Origin of the sequence: Gilliamella sp. Choc4-2, from assembly GCF_001690355.1 — a bacterium.
Taxonomy (GTDB): Bacteria; Pseudomonadota; Gammaproteobacteria; order Enterobacterales; family Orbaceae; genus Gilliamella; species Gilliamella apicola_A.
The window spans coordinates 1-12,690 of sequence record NZ_LZHG01000022.1 but is presented as its reverse complement, the minus strand read 5'-3'; the positions used below and the strand labels follow the sequence as shown (position 1 = coordinate 12,690).

At 34.1% G+C, this 12,690-nt stretch carries 10 protein-coding genes; all 10 read left to right on the top strand.

From position 1 onward, the window contains the following. Window positions 1-167: 167 nt before the first annotated feature. The 10 genes from A9G34_RS03245 (at window position 168) to ihfB (ending at window position 12,454) form a co-directional block, all read left to right on the top strand. Window positions 168-1,781: an IgaA/UmoB family intracellular growth attenuator gene (locus A9G34_RS03245; RefSeq protein WP_081295255.1), complete on the top strand. Its 1,614-nt coding sequence runs from the start codon at window positions 168-170 to the stop codon at window positions 1,779-1,781. Window positions 1,782-2,016: 235 nt separating this feature from the next. Then, window positions 2,017-3,654: a glutamine hydrolyzing CTP synthase gene (gene pyrG, locus A9G34_RS03240; RefSeq protein WP_065568855.1), complete on the top strand. Its 1,638-nt coding sequence runs from the start codon at window positions 2,017-2,019 to the stop codon at window positions 3,652-3,654. A gap of 47 nt (window positions 3,655-3,701) precedes the next feature. Next, on the top strand, window positions 3,702-5,003 hold the full coding sequence (eno, locus tag A9G34_RS03235; RefSeq protein WP_034943174.1) for a phosphopyruvate hydratase: 1,302 nt from the start codon (window positions 3,702-3,704) through the stop codon (window positions 5,001-5,003). A 246-nt stretch (window positions 5,004-5,249) separates the two neighbouring features. Next, window positions 5,250-6,176 (top strand): VirK/YbjX family protein, encoded by a 927-nt coding sequence (locus tag A9G34_RS03230; RefSeq protein ID WP_162174510.1) that lies wholly within the window; start codon window positions 5,250-5,252, stop codon window positions 6,174-6,176. A gap of 64 nt (window positions 6,177-6,240) precedes the next feature. Then, window positions 6,241-7,143: a lysine exporter LysO family protein gene (locus tag A9G34_RS03225; RefSeq protein WP_065568854.1), complete on the top strand. Its 903-nt coding sequence runs from the start codon at window positions 6,241-6,243 to the stop codon at window positions 7,141-7,143. Window positions 7,144-7,412: 269 nt separating this feature from the next. Next, on the top strand, window positions 7,413-8,285 hold the full coding sequence (locus tag A9G34_RS03220; RefSeq protein WP_034943167.1) for a helix-turn-helix domain-containing protein: 873 nt from the start codon (window positions 7,413-7,415) through the stop codon (window positions 8,283-8,285). Between the two features lie 21 nt (window positions 8,286-8,306). Then, on the top strand, window positions 8,307-9,587 hold the full coding sequence (gene aroA / locus A9G34_RS03215) for a 3-phosphoshikimate 1-carboxyvinyltransferase (RefSeq protein ID WP_065568853.1): 1,281 nt from the start codon (window positions 8,307-8,309) through the stop codon (window positions 9,585-9,587). Window position 9,588: 1 nt separating this feature from the next. Beyond that, on the top strand, window positions 9,589-10,338 hold the full coding sequence (gene cmk / locus A9G34_RS03210; RefSeq protein WP_065568852.1) for a (d)CMP kinase: 750 nt from the start codon (window positions 9,589-9,591) through the stop codon (window positions 10,336-10,338). A gap of 45 nt (window positions 10,339-10,383) precedes the next feature. Beyond that, entirely contained in the window at window positions 10,384-12,066 is a 1,683-nt protein-coding gene (gene rpsA / locus A9G34_RS03205) for a 30S ribosomal protein S1 (RefSeq protein ID WP_034943163.1), read from the top strand. Window positions 12,067-12,136: 70 nt separating this feature from the next. Next, entirely contained in the window at window positions 12,137-12,454 is a 318-nt protein-coding gene (gene ihfB / locus A9G34_RS03200) for an integration host factor subunit beta (protein WP_176701028.1), read from the top strand. The last annotated feature ends 236 nt before the right edge of the window (window positions 12,455-12,690 follow it).

Here is a 12,690-nt window from a genome sequence, read left to right as displayed (position 1 = left end):
GTGGTTAAGAAATTAAGATTCAATTTTTTCAGTTAGTTATTATACAATAGGGTTTATAAGGAATAAGTTACAATGCAGATGTTGGTGGTCGTCTTAATTCAATTTATTGTTTCATTTATTTTTTATCCAATAAAAAAATATAGAAGCACTAAGTATAAAAAAAGCTAATGGCAAGTAGTTCGGTTAACAACTTCAAACCTATTAGAATAGTGACTAAAGACGAAATAAATAGTGTAGAAACATATTTAACGATGACTAGTCAGAAATCTTCAGGGGTAAAAAAGTTATCATTAGTTTCTAAAGATGTGATGTTAATATCCGGTAATTGTTTAAAACAAAATGAATTTTCACATCCCGAAGACACTTTTTCCTATAAAATCGATAATATTGATGTTACATTTCCTTTTAAAATGGACCGTTACCTTAGTGATTTTAACGAAGTTGAAATTGTGCTTACCCAAAATTACGCTATCGCCGTTAAGTTAAATGGTCATAAAATAGATTCAGCATTTAAAGCTATCTATTTGGCAGAACAAAAATATGATAAACAAAGTTCAATGTATTGGTTGAGCAGCACTTCAAAATATCCAGAAGGTGAAAACTTAGATGAAAATATTAAACACACTGTAAGTCCAAATCCTAAACTGAGTAAAAAATTTGGTTACGAAATTTTATCAGTTCGAAAAGAAACACTTCAAGAATCAGCTTGCCGTAATAAATCAAATAAAGGGATAGTCACGGTATTTTTTGGTATTTTTGCAATCAGCTATTTTAATGGTTTTTGGCAAACAAAAGAATTGCACGATCTGTTTTGGTTTGGGGTGAATTTTCTGGCTGCTATTTATTTTTATTACCGTAAACCAAAATCTAAAACAAAAGTGCAATTTATTAATCAAATAAGAGGAAAAATAAATCATAAAATTGCCAAATCACAAAAGATTATAGTTGGCCGTAATTTAGAGTTAAGCTATCCTAAAAATTGGCAATCATTTATTCCTGAAAGTAGTGTTTTTAATATTGAAATGGATGTTGATATAAACAATAAAAAAATTGTTCGCTATGGTTATGCTATGTCGGTTGGTAAAGAGGTTGAACAGTTTGGTCCACCAAGATTTTGGGGGCGTAATTTATGGCTTTTTTTGATAGGAACGTTCTTTATTTATGTTGTCTATACTCAAGCACATGTGAGTGATAATATCTCATTTGCTTATCATCAATTTAATCATGATTCACAACGTTGGTTTTTTGATGATGCATCAAAATTGTTAGATAGCAATATCAAGCCTGGTGATTTATTGTATTTAAACTTGAACGGGGAGTCATGGTCATGTGATAGGCCTGTTAAAGATGATGCTGATATATGCAAAAAAGCATTAATTCACAGTCTAACAACAGGTACATCTTTTCATTTAGTAATATCTAATGGATATTTTCATCAAACCGATGGCAAAGATGAAGCAAATTTACAATTGAGTAAGGCTGTAGATCCAAAAGCTGACAAAAAGTTTTATGCAGATCTTGGTCTGCTCAAAATTTCGGGATTCGTTTCAAAGGTTGATTATGACAGTAATCACACCATTGCAGCATTAACCATAAATACGCAAAGTTTATATCAAACGAATATAAGAGAAAATCTATTGCCAATGTGTTTAAGCCTACTGTTATTTGGGGTTTTAACTTCCACAACCATTTTTAACGGTTTCATGTTGTTGTTGAAACTAATTCAGAATCGACTTCGTAACAATAAAATTAAAAATTTATACGCTAATCGTATAATTTAGAATGATTTTCACGATTATTGATAATATTTAATCGTGAAAGTTGATTAGCTAAACTCGTTATAAGTTTGGCTAATATGCTTGTTGAAAACATTGGTTAAAAATAATTATTCAATTGTGAGCAAGGATGGATTCTGTTATACTATTTTCCCGTCTAATTCATCGTATATTGCATTGGTTTTTATCATTTAGCTTTAGTGCAATATTATTCTATTAAATAAATAATGGTCTGGTATTAATGGTCACGAATTATATCTTTGTTACAGGCGGTGTCGTTTCTTCTTTGGGTAAAGGCATTGCCGCAGCATCACTTGCTGCAATTTTAGAAGCCCGCAATTTAACAGTCACCATGCTTAAACTTGATCCTTATATTAATGTTGATCCAGGTACAATGAGCCCGACTCAACATGGTGAGGTTTTCGTGACAGAAGACGGTGCCGAAACCGATCTTGATTTGGGGCATTATGAGCGTTTTATTCGCACTAAAATGACGCGAAAAAACAACTTTACTACTGGTCGCATCTATTCTGATGTGTTACGTAAAGAGCGCCGTGGAGATTATTTAGGGGCAACAGTGCAGGTTATTCCTCATATCACAAATGCAATTAAGTCGCGTGTGATTGATGGTGCTAAAGGTTTTGATGTTGCGATTGTTGAAATCGGCGGCACGGTGGGCGATATTGAGTCACTGCCATTTTTAGAAGCAATTCGCCAATTAGCCGTTGATGTGGGGCGTGAACATACGTTGTTTATGCATTTAACATTGGTTCCTTATTTAGGATCTGCTGGCGAAGTTAAAACCAAGCCGACGCAGCATTCAGTAAAAGAATTATTATCAATTGGTATTCAACCCGATGTGTTAATTTGCCGTTCTGATCGCATCATCCCTGCTAATGAGCGAGCCAAAATCGCCCTATTTTGTAATGTGCCTGAGCGTGCGGTTATTTCGCTTAAAGATGTTGATTCAATTTATAAGATTCCTGCATTATTAAAATCACAAAATTTAGATTCCTTTGTTTGTAAACGTTTCAATCTTGATTGTAAAGAAGCTGACCTTTCTGAGTGGGAGCAAGTTATTTATGAAGAAGCAAATCCAGTTGGCGAAGTGACCATTGGTATGGTGGGTAAATATATTGCCTTACCAGATGCCTATAAATCAGTTAATGAAGCGTTAAAACATGGTGGATTAAAAAATCGTTTAACGGTGCATATCCGTTATATTGATTCAGAAGATCTTGAATCACGTGGTACCGATTTACTACAAGGTTTAGATGCTATTTTAATTCCAGGTGGATTTGGTTATCGTGGTGTTGAAGGCAAAATTATGGCAGCTCGCTATGCACGGGAAAACAAAATTCCATATTTAGGTATTTGCCTTGGTTTACAAGTAGCTATGATCGAATACGCACGTAATGTTGCTGGTATTAAAGATGCCAATTCAACTGAATTCGTTAAAGATTGTGCTAATCCTATTATCGCTTTAATCACTGAATGGAGTGATGAATCAGGTAATGTGGTTCAACGTAATGAGAATAGTGATTTAGGTGGAACTATGCGCTTAGGCTCACAAATTTGTCATCTAGAACCAAACTCATTAGTATATGGTATGTATAAAAACGAATCTATTGCTGAACGCCACCGTCATCGCTATGAAGTAAATAATAATTTATTACCAGAAGTTGTTAAAGCTGGTTTGAAAGTAACAGGGCTTTCAACAGATAGAAAACTTGTTGAAATTATTGAAATTCGAGAACACCCTTGGTTTGTTGCTTGTCAGTTCCACCCGGAATTTACCTCGACACCACGAGATGGACACCCATTATTCAGTAGTTTTATAAAAGCTGCCAAAGTTTATCAAGAGCAGCAACAAAAATAGTTTTGAATTAACATTAGTAAAATATCTGTCATATAGAGGAAAATAACATGGCAAAAATCGTTAAAGTACATGGTCGTGAAGTGATCGACTCTCGTGGTAATCCAACAGTTGAAGCTGAAGTTCATTTAGAAGGTGGTTTTGTTGGTCTTGCAATTGTACCATCTGGTGCATCAACAGGTTCACGTGAGGCGTTAGAACTTCGCGATGGTGACAAATCTCGCTTTTTAGGTAAAGGTGTTCTAAAAGCTGTTGAAAATGTTAATGGTCCAATTGCAAAAGCTGTAGTAGGTAAAGATGCATTGAATCAAGCTACTATCGATCAAATTATGCTTGACTTAGACGGAACTGATTTTAAATCTAATTTAGGTGCTAACTCAATTCTTGCTGTATCTTTAGCAACGGCTAAGGCCGCAGCGGCTGCTAAAGGAGTTCCACTTTATCAACATATTGCTGACCTTAACGGCACTCCAGGTCAATACTCAATGCCATTACCAATGATGAATATCATCAATGGTGGTGAGCATGCTGATAACAACATCGACTTACAAGAATTTATGATTCAACCTGTTGGTGCTAAAACAGTACGTGAGGCAATCCGTATGGGTTCAGAAGTATTTCACAATTTAGCAAAAGTTTTACATGCTAAGGGCATGAATACTGCAGTAGGTGATGAAGGGGGATTTGCGCCTAACTTAGGGTCAAATGCGGAAGCATTAGCATGCATTAAAGAAGCAGTAGAAAAAGCAGGTTATGTTTTAGGTAAAGACATCACTTTAGCAATGGACTGTGCTGCATCTGAATTCTATAACAAAGAAACGGGCAAATATGTATTGAAAGGTGAAGGCAACAAAGAATTCACTGCTCAAGAATTTACTCATTACTTGGAAGGTTTAACTAGTGAATATCCAATCGTATCAATCGAGGACGGTTTAGATGAAAGTGATTGGGAAGGTTGGGCTTATCAAACTAAAGCATTAGGTCACAAAATCCAATTAGTAGGTGACGATCTATTTGTAACTAATACTAAAATCTTCAAACAAGGTATTGAAAAAGGTATTGCCAACTCTATCTTAGTTAAAGTAAATCAAATCGGTACATTAACTGAGTCTATCGCTGCGGTTAAAATGGCGAAAGATGCAGGTTATACAGCGGTTATTTCTCATCGTAGTGGTGAAACCGAAGATTCTACAATCGCTGATTTAGCGGTAGGTTTAGCTGCGGGGCAAATTAAAACTGGTTCAATGAGCCGTTCTGATCGTGTAGCTAAATACAATCAATTAATTCGTATTGAAGAAGCTTTAGGTTCAAAAGCACCATTTAACGGGCTAAAAGAAGTTAAAGGTCAATAATTATTTTGCAGTTTGATCTATCGTTTAATAAAAACGGTGACTTGTTCGCCGTTTTTTATTTTCATCAACTTTTTTAACAATATATAGAAATAGTTGCGCTGATTTATATTGTGTTATACTCTTTGCACCTTGTATTCATGACTTATTTTTAATATATAATTGGTATTTCTTAATTTAGTCATCGCATTAATGTTTTCAATTAACTAGCTCAATTTAAATTTTTTCCTTATGAATAATATTACGAATATGTCTAAGCCAAAAAGTAAATGGCAATTATTTAACTGGCTTTGTACAGGTAAACTACCGTTAAATGAACTGTGGCTTAAAGCGACCTATCGTTATAAGTTTTTTTTAAGAACCTTATTTTTAAAAACAATTACACTTAAATGGCTCGATAAATTAAGGAAGTATCCTTTACTTGGGTATTACTTTTCATGCCAGACTAATTTGCCATGTAAGTTACAACGTCCATATTTGTCATCTTGTCTAACGCAAAAAGAACGTTTTGCTGCATTATCTTACCATTACGATTTTTTATCGCAGCACCCAGATAGTATGACAAAAGCATTTTATAATCCAGATTCACCTTATGTGCTAGCTAATTTAATAGTAAAGAATGATGTTAATATACAAATAGCCATTCAAGCGCGAAATAAATTTGCACGAGAAGGTGAAATAAGTCTTTATTTTTTTGATAATGAAGGTGTTGATTTGGCAACATTAACCTTTTGTATCATTGAATATCAACAAAAAACGACTCTGTTTATTGCTGGCTTACAAGGTAGTGGATATGCCGATGCAAGATCGCGTGTACAAAAAGCAACTAAAAACTGTTATGGATTATTTCCTAAGCGAGTGTTGATTGAAGCTGTATCAGTTATTGTTCATTATTTCCATTTAGAGCAAATTGTAGCCGTTGGAAATCAAACTCATATTTACAATAACTGGCGTTATAACAGTCGTCAGGAACAAATCTTATCTGATTATGATAGTTTTTGGTTAAGCATTGATGGTAAAAAAAATACCAAAGGTTTATTTATTTTACCAAACAAAATAGAACGAAAATCGATAGAAGAAATTGCTAGTAAAAAGCGTTCTGAGTATCGTAATCGTTATGCTTTGCTAGATCAAATGGCAAATGATATAGAAACACAATTAGCCTCTTTAACATAATTTAATATAAAGAGTATAGTAGTATTAAAAAGAAAAAGATAAATTGTAAGTTAGGAGATAAAGCATGTATTTTGGTATCCTTATTGCTCTGATTCCAATGTGTATAGGTTATTTGTTTAAATTCAAAAGCCAGAAATGGATAGATACGATTAACCAAACATTAAGTTGGATGATTTATTTAATGTTATTTATTATGGGCGCCGAACTTGCCCATATGGATAATCTAACTACTAATTTGCAAATTATTTTATGTTATGCCTGTGTTATTTTTGTTTGCTCGTTTGGCGGTAATTTTATTTTTTTAATTATCTTTGACTATTTTTTTACTTCCAAGACCAATAGCTTAACTCAAACTTATACATCACCTTTTAAGATGATTTTTGAATCATTACGTGTTTTTATTGCATTAATTATCGGATTTATTTGTGGATTATTGCCATTATTTATTTGGCAATATGCTGAAAATATAACTCAGGTTATACTGGTTTTTTTATTATTTTTAGTCGGAATTCAATTACGCAGTAATAATATTTCAATTAAGCATATTTTAATTAATAAAATAGGGGTGATGGCGACTATCTTGGTCGTTATGAGTGTTTTTTTAGGAGGAATAATTGCATCATTTATTTTAAACTTGCCTGTTCGCGTTGGTCTTGCAATGTCATCGGGATTTGGTTGGTATTCGTTATCGGGTATTTTAATGACAGAAGCGCATGGTGCTATTATTGGGAGTGCCACATTTTTAAATGATATTCTACGTGAAGTATCTGCAATATTATTAATTCCTATATTGATTAAACGTTATAAATTGACTGCACTTGGTTTGTGTGGGGCTACTTCAATGGATTTTACTTTGCCAATGTTACAAAAAGGAGCTGGTGTTATTATTGTTCCTTCAGCAATGGTTCAGGGTTTTTTGCTAACTTTGTTAATGCCAATTTTTATGGGACTGTTTAACTATGGATAACAAAATATAATTAAAAGTAATTTATTAATAAATCGATAACTATTCCTTTATATTACAATAACATTCTGTTTTCGATTTTTAAAACAGAATCTATAATATCTTAAGCTCTAGTTTATCATTATATAAGCGCTATAAAATTGCTCTTATAATAAAATTTTTAATCACATGAACTTACCGTCATATAACCAGCCTAAAATAGCTTATATTCAAAATTGGCATAGTTATTGCTATATGATACACTGCAGTAATCTAAATAGTTTGAGTGAATTATGATTACTAGAACGATTGATTATTGTGCTATTGGTCAGCGTCTACGTGCGTACCGAATCGCAGCCTCTTTAAAGGCTGAAGATGTCGCAGAAAGTCTTAAAATTTCAAGAGCAGCAGTATATCGGTTAGAAAAAGGTGAGATCGTTAAAATTGACACTCTAGAGCGCTTAGCTTTCTTACTCGACACGTCTTTTGCTAGTTTACTTGGTATTGACACTGAGTACTATTCGAGTGGTGAAGGCTTTTTTGAACGCATGCGCCAACTAGAACAGCAATCAACTCATATTTATTCTCACTTTGATCCTTTTTCATTTTTATTAACCTCTTCTGATTATTTGCCTCATTTAGCAATGATGTTAAATGAGGCAAATAAATCCATAGATCCTCAAAAATATGCAACTACCTTGTCTATTTTAAAAGATCGTAAAGCTCAGTTCCATCAATCAGTCCCAAAAGTTATTAATTTAATCAGTTTACGTAATGTAGAACGTTTTTTACATATTGGTTTGGTAGGTAATTTAGCTATTTCGCCAGGTAAAAAATCGGAAAGAATGTTACTAGCACGTAAAGAAGTTTATCACTTAATTCAGTTAATTGAACAGCAATCCCTTTCGCCAACGATTGCTATTACACAAGAAGCAATTCCGTCAATTACTTTTCAGATTTTTTATCAAGATGAGAATCCTATTTCATTAGCAATTAGCCCGTTTCGATTAGGTGAGTTACCTAATGTTACTACTGGTATTGCTTCGATTACCTCATCTTACGATGCAATTAAACGGTATCGTCATTTATTTGATAAGCTATGTGAAAATAGTGCTAAAAATAAGCAAGCAATTGATTTATTGAAAGCGACGTTAGAAAAATTTTAAAGAAGATTAAAGAGAGCCCTTATGTTATCCTTAACATTACAACCGATAAAAAGATTTAATGGTACAATCAATTTACCTGGTTCAAAAAGTATTTCTAATCGTGTGTTATTACTATCAGCATTGAGTAAAGGTAATACACGGTTAACGAATTTACTTGATAGTGATGATGTGCGTTATATGCTTGATGCTCTTGCGACGTTAGGTGTGAAGTATCAGCTATCACACGATCGTACGATTTGTGATGTGCAAGGTGTAGGCGGTATTTTGCAATCCGACCATGCATTAGAACTTTTTTTGGGTAATGCAGGCACAGCAATGCGTCCTTTAACTGCTACGTTATGTCTTGGAAATAATAATATTGTGTTAACGGGCGAACCTCGCATGAAAGAACGCCCAATTGGTCATTTGGTCGATGCTTTGCGTCAAGGTGGAGCTAAAATTGATTATCTTGAAAATGAAGGTTATCCACCACTACATATTCAAGGCGGCTTTACAGGTGGTGATATCAAAGTTGACGGTTCGGTCTCTAGCCAATTTTTAACAGCGTTGTTAATGGCTTCGCCATTAGCACAAAATGATACTCAAATTACTATAATTGGTGATTTGGTGTCTAAGCCTTATATTGATATCACTATTAAGATGATGGCTATGTTTGGTGTTTTGGTTACCAACCACAATTATCAAAAATTTACTGTTAAAGCTAATCAGTGTTATCAATCACCGGGAAATTATTTAGTTGAAGGCGATGCGTCTTCTGCTTCTTATTTTTTAGCAGCAGCTGCAATTAAAGGTGGTAGCGTTAAAGTAACTGGCATAGGGAAAAATAGCTTACAAGGTGATACCCAATTTGCTCATGTGCTTGAAAAAATGGGTGCTAAAATCACTTGGGCTGATGATTATATTGAATGTTCACATGGTGAATTAAATGGCATTGATATGGATATGAACCATATTCCCGATGCGGCAATGACTATTGCTACAACGGCATTGTTTGCTAAAGGTCCTACTACGATTCGTAATATTTATAATTGGCGAGTGAAAGAAACTGATCGCTTATATGCAATGGCGACAGAATTAAGAAAGGTTGGTGCAACTGTTGATGAAGGTCACGATTATATTACTATTATTCCACCAGTTAAATTAAATCATGCTAAAATCGAAACCTATAATGATCATCGTATTGCTATGTGTTTTTCGTTAGTTGCATTATCTGATACACCAGTGACGATATTAGATCCTAAATGCACAATGAAAACTTTTCCTGATTATTTTGAACAATTTAAACGATTAAGCGAACAATAAAATGAATAAAATAGTTCCCGTTGTTGCTGTTGATGGACCAAGTGGTGTTGGTAAAGGTACATTATGTCAAGCATTAGCGAATCATTTAAAATGGCACCTTTTAGATTCAGGAGCTATTTATCGCGTACTAGCATTATCTGCTCTTGAAAAAAATATTGCCCTGGATGATGAAAACCAGTTAGCTAATTTAGCATTAAATTTACCTTTGACTTTTGACAGTAATGATATTGAAGTTAAGGTTCTGCTAAGTGGTGTTGATGTAACTAAACATATTCGCAACGAAGCAACAGGTGGCGCAGCTTCAAAGGTAGCTGCACTCAATAAAGTTAGAGTTGCCTTATTACAACGTCAACGTGACTTTAGGCAAGCACCTGGGCTTATTGCCGATGGTCGAGACATGGGTAGCGTGGTATTTAGCGATGCACCTGTTAAAATTTTTCTTGATGCAAGTGCACAATCACGTGCTGAAAGACGAATGAAACAGTTGCAACATAAGCAAAAACATGTTAAATTCGCCGGAATTTTGCAGGAGATAACTGAGCGTGATGAACGAGATCGTAATCGGGTTATTGCGCCACTTAAACCTGCAGTTGATGCGCTAATAATTGATACTACATCGCTTTCTATTCAAGATGTTTTTGAACAATCTATTACGTATATAAACAAAAAATTGTGTTGTAAGTCAGTTTACAGCGTGAGTAAACCAAGCTCCATCACAAGGATGAGTGGAGTATCATCAATAACCCCATAAGACATGATGTAATGTGGACGTTAAATTAATTTTAAGTATATAAATATGACTGAATCTTTTGCTCAACTCTTTGAAGAGTCTTTAAATCAACTAGACACTCGTTCTGGTAATATGATCCGTGGTACTGTCGTTGCAATCGACAAAGATGTTGTTCTAGTTGATGCTGGTTTAAAATCTGAATCCGCAATTCCAGTAGAGCAGTTTAAAAATGCCCAAGGTGAATTAGAAGTTCAAGTTGGCGATATTGTTGATGTTGTGCTTGACTCAATTGAAGATGGCTTTGGTGAAACAATTTTATCTCGTGAAAAAGCAAAACGTCATGAAGCATGGATAATACTAGAAAAAGCAGTTGAAGATGCTGCAACAGTTTTAGGTGTTATTAATGGTAAAGTTAAAGGTGGCTTTACGGTTGATCTTAATGGCGTTCGTGCGTTCCTTCCTGGTTCACTTGTTGACGTTCGTCCATTACGCGATACTTCTCATATTGAAAATAGAGAAATCGAATTAAAAGTTATTAAATTAGATCAAAAACGCAACAACGTTGTTGTTTCACGTCGTGCAGTTATCGAATCTGAAAATAGTGCAGAAAGAGAACAACTTCTAGAAAATCTACAAGAAGGTTCTGAAGTTAAAGGTATCATCAAAAATCTTACTGATTACGGTGCATTCGTTGATCTTGGTGGAGTTGATGGTTTACTTCACATTACTGACATGGCTTGGAAACGTGTTAAACACCCAAGTGAAGTGGTTGAAGTTGGTCAAGAATTACTTGTTAAAGTACTTAAATTTGACAAAGATCGTTCACGTGTATCACTTGGCTTAAAACAATTAGGCGAAGATCCATGGGTTTCAATCGCTAAACGTTATCCAGAAGGTACTAAAGTAACTGGTAAAGTAACTAACTTAACTGACTACGGTTGTTTTGTTGAAATTGAAACAGGTGTTGAAGGTTTAGTTCACGTTTCTGAAATGGATTGGACAAACAAAAACATTCACCCATCTAAAGTAGTTAGCTTAGGTGATGAAGTTGAAGTTATTGTGCTTGAAATTGATGAAGAGCGTCGTCGTATTTCTCTTGGTCTGAAACAATGTAAACCAAATCCATGGTTACAATTTGCTGAATCACACAATAAAGGTGATAAAGTTAGTGGTAAGATCAAATCAATCACTGATTTCGGTATCTTTATTGGTTTAGATGGCGGTATTGATGGTTTAGTTCATCTTTCAGACATTTCTTGGAGTATGCCAGGTGAAGAAGCTGTTAAATCATATAAAAAAGGTGATGACATTGAAGCTATTGTTCTGCAAGTTGATGCTGATCGTGAACGTATCTCTTTAGGTATTAAACAATTAGAAGATGATCCATTCAGTAGTTTTGCCTCAAACTTCAAAAAAGGTGCAATAGTTAAAGGTAAAGTACTTGCAGTTGATGCTAAAGGTGCAACTATTGAAATTGCTGATGGTATTGAAGGCTATTTAAAAGTTCAAGATATTGCACGCGAACGTATCGAAGATGCAACCACCGCACTTAAAGTTGGTGACGAAGTTGAAGCTAAGATTATGAATGTAGATCGTAAAACACGTGCAATTTCTTTATCTATACGTGCAAAAGATGAAGCTGAAGAAAAAGAAGCTCTTGCTACTGTAAATAACACTGCTAATCAAGAAGAAGCATCATTTACTAATGCGATGGCTGAAGCATTTAAAGCAGCATCAAAAACTGAGTAAAAATTATTTATTTAAAGAGTAAAGAGGGCTTGCCCTCTTTTTCTTTTGTAGTATAAAATAAAAGAATTATATGCCTGCAAATAAATTAGGAGTGACCATGAACAGATCAGATTTAGCAGAAAGAATCGTCAACTGGCGGGCGCACCTTCCTGTGCAATTAGTTGATGAAGTAGTAAGGGATATTATTGAACAGATCGCTTTAGCAATGGAAAATAATGATCGTGTTGAAATTCGAGGTTTCGGTAGTTTTAGTTTGAACTATCGTGCCCCACGTAAAGCAAGAAATCCTAGAACAGGTACTAAAGTTGTGGTTAAACAGAAGTATATCCCTCATTTTAAACCAGGTAAAGAGTTACGTGAAAGAGTAAATAACGGCGTAAAAGCATAGTTTTCAAATATTCTTCATTGAAAACCTTTGAGTAAAATCAAAGGTTTTTTAGTTTATTAAGATTAGTAAAATTAAGATATTTAAAGTAGTTGCTGCATTCTAATTTTCAAAATTATTAAACTTTTTCATTGATTAAAATCTTAACGTCAAGTTTATTTATGATTAATTTTTAAATAGTTATAGGTAAGTTATATGTTTATATCAAATAAATATATAATATTGAGAGTTAGCTCGAA